This window comes from Pseudomonas sp. UMAB-40 (genome assembly GCF_900095275.1).
Taxonomy (GTDB): Bacteria; Pseudomonadota; Gammaproteobacteria; order Pseudomonadales; family Pseudomonadaceae; genus Aquipseudomonas; species Aquipseudomonas mandelii_B.
On record NZ_LT607562.1, the window covers coordinates 44,600 to 62,280 of the forward strand.

General features: G+C 59.9%; 14 protein-coding genes and 5 tRNA genes. 13 read left to right on the top strand and 6 right to left on the bottom strand.

The features are described from left to right. Window positions 1-1,110, top strand: a 1,110-nt coding sequence (locus tag K0F88_RS17565; protein ID WP_257605269.1) for a nucleobase:cation symporter-2 family protein, incomplete at its 5' end; no start/stop codon positions are given. Between the two features lie 119 nt (window positions 1,111-1,229). On the opposite strand, the gene K0F88_RS17570 is transcribed toward K0F88_RS17565, so the two are convergent. Next, a tRNA-Asn gene (locus K0F88_RS17570) sits at window positions 1,230-1,305 on the bottom strand. Between the two features lie 227 nt (window positions 1,306-1,532). Here K0F88_RS17570 and K0F88_RS17575 point away from each other — a divergent pair. Next, window positions 1,533-1,763 (top strand): hypothetical protein, encoded by a 231-nt coding sequence (locus K0F88_RS17575; RefSeq protein ID WP_010456061.1) that lies wholly within the window; start codon window positions 1,533-1,535, stop codon window positions 1,761-1,763. Here K0F88_RS17575 and K0F88_RS17580 read toward each other — a convergent pair. Beyond that, window positions 1,760-1,960 (bottom strand): hypothetical protein, encoded by a 201-nt coding sequence (locus tag K0F88_RS17580; RefSeq protein ID WP_094471595.1) that lies wholly within the window; start codon window positions 1,958-1,960, stop codon window positions 1,760-1,762. The genes K0F88_RS17575 and K0F88_RS17580 overlap by 4 nt on opposite strands. A 237-nt stretch (window positions 1,961-2,197) precedes the next feature. Next, window positions 2,198-3,394 carry an amino acid aminotransferase gene (locus K0F88_RS17585; protein ID WP_219095864.1) on the bottom strand — a complete coding sequence of 399 codons (1,197 nt, stop codon included), beginning with the start codon at window positions 3,392-3,394 and terminating at the stop codon, window positions 2,198-2,200. Between the two features lie 336 nt (window positions 3,395-3,730). On the opposite strand from K0F88_RS17585, the gene uvrB reads away from it, so the two are divergent. Further along, window positions 3,731-5,746, top strand: coding sequence for an excinuclease ABC subunit UvrB (uvrB, locus tag K0F88_RS17590; RefSeq protein ID WP_219095865.1), 2,016 nt, complete (start codon window positions 3,731-3,733; stop codon window positions 5,744-5,746). Window positions 5,747-5,914: 168 nt separating this feature from the next. Here uvrB and K0F88_RS17595 read toward each other — a convergent pair whose 3' ends face one another. After that, complete coding sequence (locus K0F88_RS17595) at window positions 5,915-7,405, bottom strand: MDR family MFS transporter (protein ID WP_176457787.1); 1,491 nt, start codon at window positions 7,403-7,405, stop codon at window positions 5,915-5,917. A 49-nt stretch (window positions 7,406-7,454) separates the two neighbouring features. Next, window positions 7,455-8,504, bottom strand: coding sequence for an HlyD family secretion protein (locus K0F88_RS17600; RefSeq protein WP_094471599.1), 1,050 nt, complete (start codon window positions 8,502-8,504; stop codon window positions 7,455-7,457). Window positions 8,505-8,724: 220 nt separating this feature from the next. On the opposite strand from K0F88_RS17600, the gene gltX reads away from it, so the two are divergent. The 10 genes from gltX to K0F88_RS17650 all read left to right on the top strand — a co-directional run bounded on the left by gltX (window position 8,725) and on the right by K0F88_RS17650 (window position 14,786). Next, on the top strand, window positions 8,725-10,206 hold the full coding sequence (gene gltX / locus K0F88_RS17605; protein WP_219095866.1) for a glutamate--tRNA ligase: 1,482 nt from the start codon (window positions 8,725-8,727) through the stop codon (window positions 10,204-10,206). A gap of 283 nt (window positions 10,207-10,489) precedes the next feature. Then, a tRNA-Ala gene (locus K0F88_RS17610) sits at window positions 10,490-10,565 on the top strand. Between the two features lie 79 nt (window positions 10,566-10,644). Beyond that, a tRNA-Glu gene (locus K0F88_RS17615) sits at window positions 10,645-10,720 on the top strand. 52 nt (window positions 10,721-10,772) lie between these two features. Next, window positions 10,773-10,848 (top strand) — tRNA-Ala (locus K0F88_RS17620). 80 nt (window positions 10,849-10,928) lie between these two features. Next, window positions 10,929-11,004 (top strand) — tRNA-Glu (locus K0F88_RS17625). A gap of 183 nt (window positions 11,005-11,187) precedes the next feature. After that, entirely contained in the window at window positions 11,188-11,727 is a 540-nt protein-coding gene (locus tag K0F88_RS17630; RefSeq protein WP_008151286.1) for a TetR/AcrR family transcriptional regulator, read from the top strand. A gap of 31 nt (window positions 11,728-11,758) precedes the next feature. Further along, the gene (locus K0F88_RS17635; RefSeq protein ID WP_219095867.1) at window positions 11,759-12,592 is read left to right on the top strand and encodes an alpha/beta fold hydrolase; all 834 of its coding nucleotides are present in this window, start codon (window positions 11,759-11,761) and stop codon (window positions 12,590-12,592) included. A 48-nt stretch (window positions 12,593-12,640) separates the two neighbouring features. Further along, window positions 12,641-13,078 (top strand): thioesterase family protein, encoded by a 438-nt coding sequence (locus K0F88_RS17640; RefSeq protein ID WP_219095869.1) that lies wholly within the window; start codon window positions 12,641-12,643, stop codon window positions 13,076-13,078. 172 nt (window positions 13,079-13,250) lie between these two features. Next, window positions 13,251-14,210: a tRNA-dihydrouridine synthase gene (locus tag K0F88_RS17645; protein WP_219095870.1), complete on the top strand. Its 960-nt coding sequence runs from the start codon at window positions 13,251-13,253 to the stop codon at window positions 14,208-14,210. Window positions 14,211-14,342: 132 nt separating this feature from the next. After that, window positions 14,343-14,786 carry an Hsp20 family protein gene (locus K0F88_RS17650; RefSeq protein ID WP_094471606.1) on the top strand — a complete coding sequence of 148 codons (444 nt, stop codon included), beginning with the start codon at window positions 14,343-14,345 and terminating at the stop codon, window positions 14,784-14,786. A gap of 120 nt (window positions 14,787-14,906) precedes the next feature. On the opposite strand, the gene K0F88_RS17655 is transcribed toward K0F88_RS17650, so the two are convergent. After that, window positions 14,907-17,681: bifunctional diguanylate cyclase/phosphodiesterase (locus K0F88_RS17655; protein ID WP_257605272.1), on the bottom strand; the 2,775-nt coding region annotated here is incomplete at its 5' end.

Consider the following 17,681-nt stretch of genomic DNA (forward strand, 5'->3'; position numbering starts at 1 on the left):
TTCCCGCCGTTGGTGACGGGCATTGTGATCACCACCATCGGCTTGACGCTAATGCCAGTGGCCGCGCGTTGGGCCATGGGCGGCAACAGCCACGCCCCGGACTTCGGCAGCATGGCCAACATCGGTCTGGCGGCGGTGACGCTGGTGCTGGTGCTGCTGCTGAGCAAGATCGGCAGCGCGACCATCTCCCGCTTGTCGATCCTGCTGGCCATGGTGATCGGCACGATCATCGCGGTGTTCCTCGGCATGGCGGACTTCTCGTCCGTCACGCAAGGCCCGATGTTTGGCTTCCCGACGCCGTTCCACTTCGGCATGCCGACGTTCCACTTTGCCGCGATCCTGTCGATGTGCATCGTGGTCATGGTGACCCTGGTGGAAACTTCGGCGGACATTCTCGCCGTCGGTGAAATCATCGACACCAAGGTCGATTCCAAACGCCTGGGCAACGGCCTGCGCGCCGACATGCTGTCGAGCATGATCGCGCCGATCTTCGGCTCCTTCACCCAAAGCGCCTTCGCCCAGAACGTCGGGCTGGTGGCCGTGACCGGCATCAAGAGTCGTTTCGTGGTCGCCACCGGTGGCTTGTTCCTGGTGATACTCGGTCTGCTGCCGTTCATGGGCCGGGTCATCGCCGCAGTACCGACCTCGGTACTGGGTGGTGCGGGCATCGTGCTGTTTGGCACCGTGGCAGCCAGCGGCATCCGCACGCTGTCCAAGGTTGATTACCGCAACAACGTCAACCTGATCATTGTCGCCACCTCCATCGGTTTCGGCATGATCCCGATCGCAGCACCGAACTTCTACGACCACTTCCCAAGTTGGTTCGCGACCATCTTCCACTCGGGCATCAGCTCCTCGGCGATCATGGCCATCGTGCTCAACCTGGCCTTCAACCACCTCACCGCCGGTAACTCGGATCAACAATCGGTGTTTGCGGCCGGTACCGAGCGGGTTCTGCGTTACCAGGATCTGGCGGCCTTGCGTGAAGGGGATTACTTCAGCGAAGGCAAGCTGCGTGACTGCGACGGGAACGAGATTCCGGTGGTGGAAACGGCGCATGATTCGAGCGAGCATCGAGCGGCTCATGCTAAAAGTGGTGAGCATGTCTGACGGCGGCACCTGCTAAAACAGGCCGATCTGTTGAATAGACAGATCGGCCTTTTGCTTTTCCAGCGGCCACAAAAAAGCCCCTGAACCTTTCGATTCAGGGGCTTTTCGATATTGCTGTCTGGCTCCACGACCTGGACTCGAACCAGGGACCCAGTGATTAACAGTCACTTGCTCTACCAACTGAGCTATCGCGGAATGGCGTGTATGTTACTGATTCAAAAAGAGAAGTCAAGCATCTGTTAGCAACTTGATGGATTCATGGAGACGGACGGTGGTTTATCGACCCCGGGCGGTTACCAGAATCGCTTCAGAGGTCTACCATGGCCGCCCGGAAGTGGTTACACGCGCTGCCGGCCATTCGCCGAAAAGGTACGTGCCATGAATCACCCAGTCCTCACCTCTCCAAACAACGGGGTGTTCGCATGAGCATCGCTCAGATCAGCTTGCCCAAAGGTGTCGGCCCGCATGCCGAGAAGCTGTTTGATGCAATCACTCAGGCCAGCACCGCTGATGACCTGAACCGTGCGGGCGGCAAGGCTGAAGGCTTCGTCCTCGGTCTGGAAAGCGCCAAAGCGATCAAGAGTCAGGTCGCCGAATCGCTCTACGTCGCCTATGACGATGCCGCCAGTCAGCGTGCGACCGAACTGGCTTAACCGCCGAAAGTGAACGTGGCGAGCATCAGCTTGGCGTACAGCATCGTGGCGGCCAGTTGCACCAGCCACAAGGCCAGGCCACCGAGAAATACGCCAGCGGCCACTTGCAGCACCAGGTTATTACCGCGTTTGGCCGGTGTGCGAGGGACGAAATGGTCCAGCTCGTCACGGTCGGCGCGTAGGTCATCGTTTTTCATGTGGTTTCTCGTAGATTTCCAAGGTGTACACAAATCCCTGTGGGAGCGGGCTTGCTCGCGAATGCAGTGCAACACTCAACATTGATGTTGGCTGACACGACGCCTTCGCGAGCAAGCCCGCTCCCACCTTTGATCTGTGTGCAGTCTAGAGCGGTCGCTCGTTGCTTTGAGAATTATCTGCGACGAATAAAAAACGGGAAGCCCCAAGGCTTCCCGTTTTTCGTATCACGCAACGGCTCAGATCACCGCAACGATGGCCTTGGTCACTGCATCAATGTTGCTCTGGTTCAGCGCCGCCACACAGATGCGGCCGGTGTCCAGGGCGTAGATGCCGAACTCGCTGCGCAGACGGGTCACTTGCTCAACCGTCAGGCCGGAGTAGGAGAACATGCCGCGCTGACGACCGACGAAGCTGAAATCACGCTGGGGCGCGTTTTTCGCCAGCAGGTCGACCATCTGGGTGCGCATGCCACGAATCCGCAGGCGCATCTCCGCCAGTTCTTCTTCCCACTGGGCGCGCAGTTCCGGGCTGTTCAACACAGCGGCGACGATGCTTGCACCGTGGGTCGGCGGGTTTGAGTAGTTGGTGCGGATCACGCGTTTGACTTGCGACAGCACGCGCGCGCTTTCTTCTTTCGATTCGCTGACGATCGACAGGGCGCCAACGCGCTCGCCGTACAGCGAGAAGGATTTGGAGAACGAGCTGGAGACGAAGAAGGTCAGGCCCGATTCAGCAAACAGGCGCACGGCAGCAGCGTCTTCGTCGATGCCATCGCCAAAACCCTGGTAGGCCATGTCGAGGAACGGCACGTGACCCTTGGCTTTGACCACGTCCAGGACGTTTTTCCAGTCTGCCGGGCTCAGGTCGACGCCGGTCGGGTTGTGGCAGCAGGCGTGCAGTACAACGATGGAGCCGGATGGCAGGGCGTTCAGGTCTTCAAGCAGGCCGGCACGGTTAACGTCATGGGTCGCGGCATCGTAGTAGCGGTAGTTCTGCACCGGGAAACCGGCGGTTTCGAACAGGGCGCGGTGGTTTTCCCAGCTCGGGTCGCTGATCGCCACGACGGCGTTCGGCAGCAGTTGCTTGAGAAAGTCGGCGCCGATTTTCAGGGCGCCTGTGCCGCCAACGGCCTGGGTGGTAAGGACGCGGCCAGCGGCGATCAGTGGCGAGTCATTGCCGAACAGCAGTTTCTGCACAGCCTGGTCGTAAGCGGCAATGCCGTCGATTGGCAAGTAGCCACGGGACGCGTGTTGAGCGACGCGAATCGTCTCGGCTTCGACAACGGCGCGCAGGAGTGGAATTCGCCCCTCCTCGTTGCAGTAAACACCGACCCCCAGGTTGACCTTGGTGGTACGTGGATCGGCGTTGAATGCTTCGTTGAGGCCCAGGATTGGATCGCGTGGTGCCATTTCGACAGCGGAGAACAGGCTCATTTTTGCGGCGGCTCTGAATGGAGTGTGGAGGGACGTGTCGCGCTCCAGCCGAATGCACTAGAGCGGTGCACAAACGGGGAGCTAGTATAGAGGCCATCTGCGATTGATGGCGACAGCCGAATCAGTTTTTCAGGCAAGTTTTTTCGATTATTTTTCGACCGTTAGTCGAATGCCGGCATCAAAGACTTCAAGGGATGTAGGACGTTTGCCTTGAAAGCGCAGGCAATCGGCTCCACATTGAGCACAATCCAGTTTTTTCCTCGGGCGACGTGAGTCGTTTGCGGCCTTTCTCGTTGCTGCCGGTTTGACCGCGCTGGCGCGATATCAGAGGTATATATGTCTGAATTCCAGCTAGTCACCCGCTTCGAGCCCGCCGGCGATCAGCCGGAAGCCATCCGCCTGATGGTCGAGGGCATCGAAGCCGGGCTGGCACACCAGACGTTGCTCGGTGTGACCGGCTCGGGCAAGACCTTCAGCATTGCCAACGTGATCGCCCAGGTGCAGCGTCCGACCCTGGTGCTGGCACCGAACAAGACCCTGGCCGCGCAGTTGTATGGTGAGTTCAAGGCGTTCTTCCCGAACAACGCCGTCGAGTACTTCGTTTCCTACTACGACTACTACCAGCCCGAAGCCTATGTGCCGTCATCGGACACCTTCATCGAGAAAGACGCCTCGATCAACGACCACATCGAGCAGATGCGGCTGTCCGCGACCAAGGCGCTGCTGGAACGCAAGGACGCGATTATCGTCACCACGGTGTCGTGCATCTACGGTTTGGGCAGTCCGGAAACGTATTTGAAAATGGTGCTGCACGTGGATCGCGGCGACAAGCTCGATCAGCGTGCGTTGCTGCGTCGCCTGGCAGACTTGCAATACACCCGCAACGACATGGAGTTCGCCCGGGCGACCTTCCGGGTGCGCGGCGATGTGATCGATATCCACCCGGCGGAATCCGACTTCGAAGCGATCCGCATCGAGCTGTTCGATGACGAAGTCGAGAGCCTGTCGGCTTTCGATCCGCTGACCGGCGAAGTGATCCGCAAGTTGCCGCGTTTCACCTTCTACCCGAAAAGCCACTACGTGACCCCGCGAGAAACCTTGCTGGGTGCCGTCGAAGGGATCAAGGTCGAATTGCAGGAGCGCCTGGATTACCTGCGAACCAACAACAAACTGGTGGAAGCCCAGCGCCTGGAGCAGCGCACCCGTTTCGACCTGGAGATGATTCTCGAACTGGGTTACTGCAACGGCATCGAAAACTACTCGCGCTACTTGTCGGGCCGTGAATCCGGCCAGGCGCCGCCGACCTTGTTCGACTACCTGCCGGCCGACGCCTTGCTGGTGATCGACGAATCCCACGTCAGCGTGCCGCAGGTCGGTGCCATGTATAAGGGCGACCGCTCCCGTAAAGAGACGCTGGTGGAATACGGCTTCCGCTTGCCGTCAGCGCTGGATAACCGGCCGATGCGCTTCGACGAGTTCGAAAACATCAGTCCGCAGACGATCTTTGTCTCGGCCACGCCGGGCAATTACGAGGCGGAACATGCCGGTCGCGTGGTCGAGCAACTGGTCCGTCCAACCGGCCTGGTGGACCCGCAGATCGAAATCCGCCCGGCACTGACCCAGGTCGACGATTTGCTCTCGGAAATTGGTAAGCGTGTGGCGCTGGAAGAGCGGGTGCTGGTGACTACGCTGACCAAGCGCATGTCCGAAGACTTGACCGATTACCTGGCCGACCACGGCGTGCGCGTGCGTTACCTGCACTCGGACATCGACACCGTGGAGCGGGTCGAAATCATCCGCGATCTGCGCCTGGGCACCTTCGATGTGCTGGTGGGGATCAACCTGCTGCGCGAAGGTCTGGACATGCCGGAAGTGTCGCTGGTGGCGATTCTCGATGCGGACAAGGAAGGTTTCCTGCGTTCCGAGCGTTCGCTGATCCAGACCATTGGCCGGGCGGCACGTAACCTCAATGGTCGGGCGATTCTCTATGCGGATCGCATCACCGGTTCCATGGAGCGGGCGATCGGCGAAACCGAGCGTCGCCGCGACAAGCAGATCGCCTTCAACCTGGCCAACGGCATCACGCCCAAAGGCGTGTTCAAGGACGTGGCCGACATCATGGAAGGCGCCACCGTGCCGGGTTCGCGCAGCAAGAAGCGCAAAGGCATGGCCAAGGCCGCCGAGGAAAGCGCCAAGTACGAAGCCGAATTGCGTTCGCCGGGCGAGATCGCCAAGCGCATTAAAGCGTTGGAAGAGAAGATGTACGCACTGGCGCGGGATCTGGAGTTTGAAGCGGCGGCGCAGATGCGCGATGAGATTGGCAAGTTGCGGGATCGGTTGATTACGGTTTGATGGCGAAACGCTGTACCTGTGGCGAGGGGGCTTGCCCCCGTTGGGCTGCGCAGCGGCCCTAAAACCTGACGCCGTGATGTGTCAGGTTTATATCGCTAGCGTTTTTTACGACTGCTTCGCAGCCGAGCGGGGGCAAGCCCCCTCGCCACAGGTTCGTGTATGTCGAAATCAATGCGCCTCGCCAGCCTTGAGCCCCGCCGGCAACGCCTTGGTCAGCAACACCGCAATCATGCTGATCCCCAGCGCAATCCCGACAAAGTGAAACGCATCGTTGTACGCCATGATTGAGGCCTGCTGATGCGCAATCTCGCTCAGCTTGCCCAGCGCCGCCGTCTCACTGCCAAACCGGTCCGTCATCGACGCCATTCGCTCCGCCACCTGCGGATTGCTCGGTACGATGGATTCACGCAAATAATCAAAATACGTCTTGGTCCGCGCATCCAACAACGTGGCGAGGAGGGCGATGCCGATCGCGCCGCCGAGGTTGCGCAGGATGTTGAACAGGCTCGACGCCGACCCCGCATCCTGCGGCAGGATGTAAGCGGTGGCGATCAGTGAGATGGTCACCATGATCAGGGGCTGGCCCAACGCCCGGATGATCTGGATCTGATTGAACTGCGGCCCGGCAAAGTCCGGGTTCAGCACCCCCGACGAAAAACTCGCCAACCCGAATAGCCCGAAGCCCAGCGTGCACAGCCATTTCGGCGACACGTATTTCATCAGCTTCGGCACCAGCGGAATCAGAAACAGCTGCGGCAAGCCCATCCACATGATCACTTCACCGATCTGCAGGGCGTTGTAGTTCTGGATCTGCGCCAGGTACAGCGGCAACAGGAAGATCGAGCCGTACAAGCCGACGCCCATCCCGAGGCTGGAAATACTCGATAAGCCGAAGTTGCGATTACCCAGGATGCTGAGGTTGATCAGCGGATTGGGCTTGGAAAACTGCACGATTACAAAGGTGATCAGGCTGACCAGCGCGATACTGCCCAGGGTCACAATCAGGTTCGACTCGAGCCAGTCCTTGCGGTGGCCTTCTTCCAGAAACACCTGCAAACAACCGAGGCCGACGCCGAGCGTAAGGATGCCCATGTAGTCGGTGCTTTTGAGCAGTTCCCAGTGCGCTTCTTTTTTCTCCAGGCCGTACATCAGGCCGGCGATCATGATCAGGCCGGGCGGTATGTTGATATAGAAAATGTATTCCCAGCCCCAGTTTTCCGTCAGCCAGCCGCCCAGCGTTGGGCCGATGGAGGGCGCGAACGTCGCGGTCATGGCGAACATCGCCATGCCTTTGGCGCGGTGGTGTTCCGGGAGTTTGATCAGCGTGAGGGTGAACGCCAGCGGAATCAGCGCGCCGCCGGTGAATCCTTGTAACGCCCGAAAGATGATCATGCTCTCCAGGCTCCAGGCCATGGAGCAGAGCAGCGAGGCGGCGAGAAATCCCAATGAGACCCAGACTGCCAGTCGTCGCGCCGACAGCAGCTGCACCAGCCACGCGGTCAGCGGGATCATGATGATTTCCGCCACCAGATACGAAGTGGAAATCCACGAGCCTTCTTCCAGGGTCGCCGACAATGCGCCCTGAATGTCCTTGAGCGACGAGTTGGTGATCTGGATATCCAGCACGGCCATGAAGGCGCCGAGCATCACGCTCATCACTGCAATCCAGTCTTTGCGGGTCGGTTCGCCGACCGGGCGGATCAGTTGATCACCGGCCATCGTCAGGGGCGTCTTTGATGTTCACTTTGGCGGTGACCGACATCCCCGGGCGAATCTTGCCGTGCAGCGGGTTGTCCGCCGCGAACGTCAGTTTGACTGGAATCCGTTGCACGACTTTGGTGAAGTTGCCCGTGGCATTGTCCGGCGGCAACAGGCTGAACTGTGCGCCCGAGGCTGCGAACAGGCTGTCGACCCGTGCATTGATCGGTGTGTCGCTGTAGGCGTCGAAGGTCAGCGTGGCGTTCTGGCCGGGCTGCATGTGGCCGATCTGGGTTTCCTTGAAGTTGGCTTGAATCCAGATGTCCTGATCCGGGACGATCGACAGCAGATAAGCGCCGGCCTGCACGTATTGGCCTTGGCGAGCCGCGCGCTGGCCGATCAGGCCGCTGATCGGCGCGTGGATTTCGCTGCGGGTCAGGTTCAGTTCGGCCTGGGCGAGGTCGGTCTTGGCGTTGGCGATCATCGCGTCGAGGCGCTTGATCTCGGCGCTCAGGGAGTTGACTTGCTGGCGCTGACTTTGTGCGTCGGCCTGGGCCTTGGTCACTTGCGAGCGGGCGATGTGGTTGTCGGCGGAGAGGGTGGTCACCCGTTCCTCCGAGACGTAGCCGGGTTTGCGCAGGGTTTGCGCGCGGGACAAGTCGATCTGCGAACGTCCAAGGCTGGCCTGGCTGGAGGCGACTTGCGCCTCGCTGGCGGTGATCAGGCTGGCTTGCTGGGTCAGTTTGCTTTGCGCCTGTAAACGTTCGGCCTGTCGGGTAGCAAGGGTGGCATTGGCGCGGTCGACGGCGAGGTGGAAGTCATCGCCTTCGAGCTTGATCAGCAACTGGCCTTTCTCGACGTGCTGATTGTCCTGCACCAGCACCTGTTCGATGCGCGCGCCCAATTGGCTTGAGACACGGGTGATCTCGCCCTGGACATAGGCGTTGTCGGTGCTTTCATAAAACCGCCCCTTGAAGAACCATTGGGCGAAGAAGCCCCCGGCAATCAGCAGGACGATCAGCAGGAAAATAAACAGGCGTCGCTTGAGTTGGGCAGGCATGGGGCAGACTGTAGTCGAGAAATTGTAAGGAAAGTTATCAGCAGGTGAATCTGGCATACAGTCGATAGTGGGTAAATGCCATCGGCTGATAATCGATCATTCATCGCGGCTCAGGCCCGTTGTAGACGCAACCTTGGCTTAAATGCCCTGCTGACTGGAGCCGGGCGGGTATCGCCTGTTACCATTCGCCCTTTGTTTTATCTTCATTTCGAGACTTGCCATGACCACCGTCCGCACGCGCATCGCGCCATCGCCTACCGGGGACCCCCACGTAGGTACCGCTTACATCGCTTTGTTCAACTACTGCTTTGCCAAGCAGCATGGCGGTGAGTTCATCCTGCGGATCGAAGACACCGACCAATTGCGCTCGACCCGCGAGTCCGAACAGCAGATTTTCGACGCCTTGCGCTGGTTGGGCATCGACTGGAGCGAAGGGCCGGACGTTGGCGGCCCGCACGGTCCGTATCGTCAAAGCGAACGCGGCGACATTTATCAGAAGTACTGCCAGCAGCTGGTCGAGATGGGCCACGCCTTCCCGTGCTTCTGCACCGCCGAAGAGCTGGACCAGATGCGCGCCGAGCAAATGGCTCGTGGCGAAACCCCGCGTTATGACGGCCGTGCGCTGTTGCTCTCGAAAGAAGAAGTCGCCCGCCGCCTGGCCGCTGGCGAGCCTCATGTGATCCGCATGAAAGTGCCGAGCGAAGGCGTTTGCGTGGTGCCGGACATGCTGCGAGGCGACGTCGAGATCCCGTGGGATCGCATGGACATGCAAGTGTTGATGAAGACCGACGGCCTGCCGACGTACTTCCTGGCCAACGTGGTCGACGACCACTTGATGGGCATTACCCACGTTCTGCGCGGTGAAGAGTGGCTGCCATCGGCGCCGAAACTGATCCTGCTTTACGAGTATTTCGGCTGGGAACAGCCTGAGCTGTGCTACATGCCGCTGCTGCGTAACCCGGACAAGAGCAAGCTGTCCAAGCGCAAGAACCCGACCTCGGTGACGTTCTACGAGCGCATGGGCTTCATGCCGGAAGCGATGCTCAACTACCTCGGCCGCATGGGCTGGTCGATGCCGGACGAGCGTGAAAAGTTCTCGCTGCAGGAAATGGTCGACAACTTCGACCTGAGCCGTGTGTCCCTAGGCGGGCCGATTTTCGACGTCGAGAAACTGTCGTGGCTCAACGGCCAATGGCTGCGTGATTTGCCGGTGGAAGAGTTCGCTTCGCGCCTGCAAACCTGGGCTCTCAACCCTGAATACATGATGAAGATTGCGCCGCACGTGCAGGGTCGCGTCGAGACCTTCAGCCAGGTTGCACCGCTGGCCGGTTTCTTCTTTGCCGGTGGCGTGAACCCGGATGCCAAGCTGTTCGAATCGAAGAAGCTCTCGGGCGACCAGGTGCGTCAGCTGATGCAACTGATTCTGTGGAAGCTGGAAAGCCTGCGCCAGTGGGAGAAAGACAGCATCACTGCGACGATTCAGGCTGTGGTCGAATCCCTGGAACTGAAGCTGCGTGACGCCATGCCGCTGATGTTCGCCGCGATCACTGGCCAGGCCAGTTCGGTGTCGGTGCTCGATGCGATGGAAATCCTCGGCCCGGACCTGACGCGTTTCCGTCTGCGCCAGGCGATCGACCTGCTGGGCGGCGTGTCGAAGAAGGAAAACAAGGAGTGGGAAAAACTCTTGGGCAATATCGCCTGATTCCCACTGTTCTCTGTAGCAGCTGCCGCAGGCTGCGTTGGGCTGCGCAGCAGCCCCTTATGGCAGCAACACAATCTGTCTGAAAGGGCAGGGTGGCTGAATCGCGAGTGCTGCGCACTCGAACGCAGCCTGCGGCAGCTGCTACAGGAACGGATACGGCCTCGGATTTACGGGGTTTGGCGGTAAGTGATTGTTATGTCGGCAAAAAACTTTGAAATATTTTAAAAATAAGTTTGACAGCTTTCCGAAGCGCCATTAAGATTCGCCCCGTCCTCAGCGATGAGGGGCTATAGCTCAGCTGGGAGAGCGCTTGCATGGCATGCAAGAGGTCGACGGTTCGATCCCGTCTAGCTCCACCAATTTACACTTCAAGGTCTGGCCACACCGGCCTTGAAGCGATCAACACTCAGTGTTGATCTGTTGTATAGAAGGGTTTGCGTCCCCTTCGTCTAGTGGCCTAGGACACCGCCCTTTCACGGCGGTAACAGGGGTTCGAGTCCCCTAGGGGACGCCAGTTTTACAGAAGCAGTGTCGCAAGATGCTGCTCCGCCGCCAGGCGATAAATCGGGGCTATAGCTCAGCTGGGAGAGCGCTTGCATGGCATGCAAGAGGTCAACGGTTCGATCCCGTTTAGCTCCACCAATTTTACAGTTCAAGGTCTGGCCACACCGGCCTTGAATCGATCAGCTCTCAGCACTGATCAGTTGTATAGAAGGTTTTGCGTCCCCTTCGTCTAGTGGCCTAGGACACCGCCCTTTCACGGCGGTAACAGGGGTTCGAGTCCCCTAGGGGACGCCACGATTACCCGCTCTGCGGGATTTTATAAGGGTCATTCAATTATTGAATGGCCCTTTTGTTTGTCTGGCGTTTGGCCAAATCCCCCATTTCTTTCAAACTGTTCTTCAGACCAGCGGTCACATCCACGACTTGCGGAAAATTATTATGAGAATAATATTCTAGTCGTAATATTCGGAGGCAACGATGAACGATAAAAAAGCTCAAACCCGCGAACGCATTCTCAAGGCCGCCAGCGCAGCGCTGATTCAGCGCGGCCCGGCCGAACCGAGCGTGGGCGAAGTGATGGGCGCAGCCGGCCTGACGGTTGGCGGCTTCTATGCGCACTTCGAAAGCAAGGACGCGATGATGCTGGAAGCGTTCAAGCAACTGCTCGGTCACCGCCGTGGCTTGATCGCCGACATGGACGCCGAACTGACCGGCGAAGAGCGTCGCGCGTTGGTGGCTGCGTTTTACCTGTCACGCAAACACCGTGATTCCTCGGATTCCGCGTGCCCGATCCCGGCGTCTGTCGGTGAGTTGGGGCGCCTGCCGGACGCGTTTCGCGTGGCGCTCAATGAGCATGTGGAAATGATGGTCGCGCAGTTGGCGGCCAGCCCGGAAGACACCGACAAAGCCTTGGCCGACATGGCCTTGATGGTCGGTGGTCTGGCTCTGGCGCGGGCGCTGGGGCCTGGAGAGTTGTCCGATCGATTGCTGCGCGCTGCCAAGTCGGCGGTGCTATGACCTGAAGGCATTGGCCTGAGGAGTGAGAGCGATGAGCACGTTGAAGTGGGTTCGTGGCGTTAATGGCACCTTGGGCTGGTTTGCACCGAAACTGGTCGCGAGCAAAATGCGACTGGCGTTCATGACGCCGCGAGAGCTGCCACCGCGTGACTGGGAATTGCCGCTGCTGGCGAAATCCGAACGGATCACCTTACGCTTCGGCCTCTCGGCGCTGCGCTGGGGGCAAGGTCCGACCGTGCTGCTGATGCACGGTTGGGAAGGGCGGCCGACGCAGTTTGCGAGTCTCATCACAGCGCTGGTCGATGCCGGCTACACGGTCGTTGCGCTGGACGGTCCGGCGCATGGTCGCTCACCGGGCAGCGAAGCGAATGTCGTGCTGTTTGCCCGGGCCATGCTCGAAGCGGCCGCCGAGTTGCCGCCGCTGCAAGCTGTCATTGGCCACTCCATGGGCGGCGCCAGTGCGATGCTCGCCGTGCAGTTGGGCTTGCGCACCGAAACCCTGGTCACCATCGCCGCACCGGCGCGGATTCTCGGGGTGCTGCGCGGTTTTGCCCGTTATGTGCGGCTGCCGCCCAAAGCGCGTTCGGCGTTTATTCGCCAGGTCGAGAAAGACGTCGGTATGCGCGCTGCAACGCTGGATGTTGCGCACTACCAGCTCGACATGCCCGGCCTGATCGTCCATGCCGAAGATGACAACTTCGTCTCGGTCAAGGAATCCCAGTTGATCAACGAGGCCTGGTTCGACAGCCGGCTGTTACGCCTGGAGGAGGGCGGGCATCAACGCGTGCTGGCCGATCCTCGGGTGATTGATGGCGTGTTATCACTGCTGGCCGGTCGCAGCCTGCAATCGCGCCAATCGGCCTGAGCATCCGTTACACTGCCCCGGTCGACATCATCTGACCGGGAGTGGGGCATGGGCTGGGATCGGGCAACGCCATTTATCATTGATCTGGAAGTCGGCGCCGAGGACATCGACGGGCTGGGGCACGCGAACAACGCGGTGTACGTGACCTGGCTCGAACGCTGTGCCTGGCGCCACTCGCAGCGGTTGGGTCTGGACCTTGTCGAGTATCGGCGGCTGGATCGGGCGATGGCGGTGGTTCGGCACGAGATCGATTATCTGGCCGCCGCCTATGAGGGCGATGAATTGCAATTGGCGACCTGGATTGTCGATTGGGATCAGCGCCTGAAAATGACCCGCCACTTCCAGTTGAAGCGCCCCAGCGACAACACCACGTTGCTGCGCGCGCAAACCACCTTCGTTTGCATCGAGCTGTCCACCGGCAGGCCCAAGCGCATGCCCGCCGAGTTCATCGAAGGCTACGGTGCGGCGTTGCAAGTTCCAAGTTGACGCGATCCTGTGGCGAGGGAGCTTGCTCCCGCTGGAGCGCGAAGCGGTCCGTCGCAATGAAGAGTGCTTCGCACTCTAACGGGAGCAAGCTCCCTCGCCACAGAGGCAGATGCAAGTCTTTCGACAGAGAATCCAGTAAACTGCCGCACGTTTCTCGTCGAGTGTGTTTTTCATGCAAATTGCTTTGGCGCCCATGGAGGGGTTGGTCGACAACATCCTGCGGGACGTGCTGACCCGTGTGGGCGGTATCGATTGGTGCGTGACCGAGTTCATTCGGATCAACGATCAACTGCTCACGCCTGCCTATTACCACAAATTCGGCCCGGAATTATTGACCGGCGCCCGCACCGCGTCCGGCGTGCCGCTGCGGGTGCAGTTGCTCGGTTCCGATCCGGTGTGTCTGGCTGAAAACGCCGCGCTGGCCTGCGAGCTGGGTTCCGAGGTCATCGACCTGAACTTCGGCTGCCCGGCCAAGACCGTCAACAAGTCCCGTGGCGGCGCCGTCCTGCTTAAAGAGCCTGAATTGCTCAACGAAATCGTTGAACACGTCCGTCGCGCTGTACCCGCGCACATTCCGGTCACCGCAAAAATGCGCCTGGGTTTTGACAGCCCGGACGGTTCGCTGGTGTGCGCAACGGCCTTGGCCGAAGGCGGCGCGGCGCACATCGTGGTTCACGCACGGACCAAAACCGACGGTTACAAGCCGCCTGCGCATTGGGAATGGATCCCTCGCGTGCAGGAGGTGGTCAAGGTTCCGGTGTTCGCCAATGGCGATATCTGGAGCGTTGAAGACTGGCGCCGTTGCCGCGAAATCAGCGGCGTGGAAGACATCATGCTCGGTCGCGGCCTGGTGTCGCGCCCGGACCTGGCCCGGCAAATCGCAGCGGCGCGGGCCGGTGAAGCAGTGGTCGAGATGACGTGGGCCGAGTTGTTGCCACTGATCCAGGACTTCTGGCTGCAGGCCAAGGCTCAGATGACAGCACGCCAATCGCCGGGTCGTTTGAAGCAATGGCTGGCGATGCTGACCCGCAATTATCCAGAGGCGGTGGAGCTGTTCACTGTCCTGCGCCGGGAAACCGAACTGGATCAAGTCTCGCGTTTGTTGGGGCTACAGGTGTCGGAAGCGGCCTGAGAAAAAACTCAAAAAAATCTGAAAATAATCTCTTGAAAAGCAATCGGCGATCCCTATTTAGGGATTACGCGATGCCGAATTCGGGTCGCGGAGACAAAAAACCTTGCTGATTGTTTTCAGGAGATTTGAACCATGACTACTGCATTTTCCCTGGCCCCACTGTTCCGTTCCTCGGTAGGCTTCGACCGTTTCAACGACCTGTTCGAAACCGCCCTGCGTAACGAGCCAGGCAGCACCTACCCACCCTACAACGTTGAAAAACACGGTGATGACCAATACCGCATCGTCGTGGCGGCAGCCGGTTTCCAGGAAGAAGACCTGGATCTGCAAGTCGAGAAGGGTGTGCTGACTATCAGTGGCGGCAAACGCGACGGTACTGAAGGCGTGACCTTCCTGCATCAAGGCATCGCCCAGCGTGCGTTCAAGCTGTTGTTCCGCCTGGCCGATCACATCGAGATCAAGGCTGCCGACTTGCGTAACGGTCTGTTGAGTATTGACCTGGTGCGCATCGTGCCGGAAGAGGCAAAAGCCAAACGCATCCCGATCAACGGGACGCAAAAACCCGCTCTGCAGTAACAAATCAGAGCAATAAGAAGGGCGCCATTCGGCGCCCTTTTTTTTGTCAGCAATCATTCACCGATTTGTAGCAGCTGCCGAGCAGCGCGAGGCTGCTCGGCAGCTGCTACAGGAAGCGCGTTATTTCAGGAGTTTCTGGAATTCCTCCACCGGCAACGGCCGACTGTGCAAATACCCCTGATAAAAATGGCACCCCAGCCCCTGCAAAAACTCCAGCTGCTCCGCCGTTTCCACCCCTTCGGCGATCACTTTCAGTTCCAGGCTGCGTGCCATGGCGACGATGGCGCGGATGATTTCGGCGTCGTTGGGGTCGGTGGTGGCATCGCGGATGAACGACTGATCGATTTTTAGTGTGTCGACCGGCAGGCGCTTGAGGTAGGTCAGCGAGGAGTAGCCGGTGCCGAAGTCGTCCATCGCAAAGCTCACGCCGAGTTTTTTCAGGCGACGCATTTTGTTGATGGTGTCTTCCAGATTCTGGATGACGATGCCTTCGGTGATTTCCAGTTTCAGCAGCGAGCAGCGCAGGCCGTGGCTGCTGAGGCTGTGTTCGATGCGTTCGACGAAGTCGTTTTGACGAAATTGCCTCGGGCTGATGTTGACGCACAGGCTGAAGCTGAGCGGGTTCACGAGGCCTTTGGCAACCAGCTTTTTGAAGGCCCCACAGGCTTCGTCGATGATCCAGGTGCCCACTTCCAGAATCAGCCCGCTGTCCTCCAGCACCTTGATGAACTCGGTGGGCGATTGCGGGCCGAGTTCCGGGTGGTCCCAGCGCACCAGCGCTTCGGCGCCGACAATGCGGTTGCCTCGGGCGTCGACCTGGGGTTGGTAATGCACATGAAACTCGCCCCGGGAAAGGGCCAGGCGCAGGTCGGTTTCCATGCGCAAGCGCTCGCTGGCGGCCTTCTGCATGGTGTTGTGATACATCTGCGTGGTGTTGCGACCCGAATCCTTGGCGCGGTAAAGCGCAATGTCGGCGCGTTTGAGCAGGTCGGTCGGGGTCGAACCGTGGTCGGGAATCAGCGCGATGCCGATGCTCGGCGTTACTTGCAGGCGCTGGCCGTCGAGGAACATCGGCTCCGACAACAGTTCACGCAACGTGTCCGCCAACTCCCGAACCTGAGCGCTGACTTCGTTGCGCGAGCCCTCAAGGCCACTGAGCAGCACCACAAATTCGTCGCCTCCCAGGCGCGCGACGGTGTCTTCCATGCGCACGCTGGCTTCAAGGCGAGCCGTGATGATTTTCAACACCGTGTCGCCCACTGGGTGACCGAGGGAATCGTTGATGTGCTTGAAATGATCGAGGTCCAGGAACAGCAGCGCACCGCGCAGGTTGTGGCGCTTGAGCAGGGCGATCTGCTGGCTCAGGCGATCCATCAACAGTGCGCGGTTCGGCAGGTTGGTCAGCGGGTCGTGGTAGGCCAGGTGACGGATCTGCGCTTCGGCGTTTTTCAGCAGGCTGACGTCCCGGGCAGTCAGCAGCAGGCACGCCGTCTCGTTGAGGGTGATCGGCTCCACCGAGACTTCGACGGTCAACAGTTCGCCGCGCTTATTGCGGCCAAGCATTTCCTGATGGTGCACCCGGCCCTTGAGCTGCAGCTCGGCCAGCAGCGCCGAGCGTTGTTTTTCTTCAGCCCAGATGCCGACCTGATACACCGTGCGGCCCACTACTTCGTCGGCGCGGTAGCCGGTCAGTCGGCAGAACCCATCGTTGACCTCCAGATAGCGCCCGGTGTCGCGCTCGGTGATGGTGATCGCATCGGGGCTTGAGTGAAACGCCTTGGCAAACTTCTCTTCGCTGGCCTTGAGTGCCGCTTCGGAGCGTTGCTGCTGGGTGATGTCGCGCAAGGTCGTGACGATGCACGGTTGGTCGCCGACGTTGATCTGCCGGCTGGAAATTACGCAGGTCAGGGACTGCCCGTCTTTGTGCTGGGCGACGATCGCGACATTGTTCAGTCCCTGTTCGCGGATGACTTGTTCGATCCGTTGCAGGCTTTTCGCTGACGAGTCCCACAGCCCGATTTCGTCGGCGCGGCGGTCAATCACTTCGGCGGCGCTCCAGCCAAAGGTCTGGGTAAAGCTGGAGTTGATCTCGATGAACTGGCCCGTGTCCTGGCGGGTCACGCAGATCGGGTCCGGGCTGACCTGGAACAGCGTGGCGAATTTCTCTTCGGAGGCCACCAGCCGTTGTTCGCGCTCCACTTGATCGGTGATGTCCAGCAAGGTGCCGGCCATGCGCAGCGGGGTGCCGTTTTCATCGCGGTAGAGGCGGGCGCGGCTTTCCAGGTAGCGTGAACTGCCGTCCGGTAGCTGCACGCGGTAGGTCAGCTGATAATTGCCGGCCGGCCCTTCGCGCAGGCTGCGGTAAGCGTCGCGCATGCTGCCGCGCTCTTCGTCGGGCACACCTTCGAAAAACGCGTCGAAGGACTCATGGAAGGGTTTGGCTTCCAGTCCGTGCAACTGCGCAGCCCGCGCCGAGCCGTACAACATACCGCTGGGGATGTGCCAGTCCCAGGTGCCGAGTTGCGCCGAATCCAGTGCCAGGTCGAGGCGTTCCTGGCTGTCTTTCAGCGCGTGTTCGGCGGCTTTGCGTTCCGTGGTGTCGAGGAAAGTGCTCAGCAGGTACGGCTGGCCTTCGAGTTCGACCTTTTGTGCGCTAAGGATGCCATCGTGGATCTGGCCATTGCTGGCGCGGAACTGCACCTCCATGCTGGTCAATTCGCCCTTGGCCTTGGTTGCCTTGACCAGCATGTCCCGTTGTTCAGGGTGCACCCAGAGGCCCAGTTCGACGGTGGTTCGGCCAATCGCGTCCTGCACTGGCCAGCCGAACAGGCTTTCGAAATACTGGTTGGCTTCGGTAATCAGGCCGTCTTCCTGGCGGGTCAGCAGCACCATGTT

Coding starts and splice junctions, on each gene's coding strand:
- K0F88_RS17575 (WP_010456061.1), top strand. CDS start 1,533: ATGAGCATCGCTCAGATCAGCTTGCCCAAAGGTGTCGGCCCGCATGCC.
- K0F88_RS17580 (WP_094471595.1), bottom strand. CDS start 1,960: ATGAAAAACGATGACCTACGCGCCGACCGTGACGAGCTGGACCATTTC.
- K0F88_RS17585 (WP_219095864.1), bottom strand. CDS start 3,394: ATGAGCCTGTTCTCCGCTGTCGAAATGGCACCACGCGATCCAATCCTG.
- uvrB (WP_219095865.1), top strand. CDS start 3,731: ATGTCTGAATTCCAGCTAGTCACCCGCTTCGAGCCCGCCGGCGATCAG.
- K0F88_RS17600 (WP_094471599.1), bottom strand. CDS start 8,504: ATGCCTGCCCAACTCAAGCGACGCCTGTTTATTTTCCTGCTGATCGTC.
- gltX (WP_219095866.1), top strand. CDS start 8,725: ATGACCACCGTCCGCACGCGCATCGCGCCATCGCCTACCGGGGACCCC.
- K0F88_RS17630 (WP_008151286.1), top strand. CDS start 11,188: ATGAACGATAAAAAAGCTCAAACCCGCGAACGCATTCTCAAGGCCGCC.
- K0F88_RS17635 (WP_219095867.1), top strand. CDS start 11,759: ATGAGCACGTTGAAGTGGGTTCGTGGCGTTAATGGCACCTTGGGCTGG.
- K0F88_RS17640 (WP_219095869.1), top strand. CDS start 12,641: ATGGGCTGGGATCGGGCAACGCCATTTATCATTGATCTGGAAGTCGGC.
- K0F88_RS17645 (WP_219095870.1), top strand. CDS start 13,251: ATGCAAATTGCTTTGGCGCCCATGGAGGGGTTGGTCGACAACATCCTG.
- K0F88_RS17650 (WP_094471606.1), top strand. CDS start 14,343: ATGACTACTGCATTTTCCCTGGCCCCACTGTTCCGTTCCTCGGTAGGC.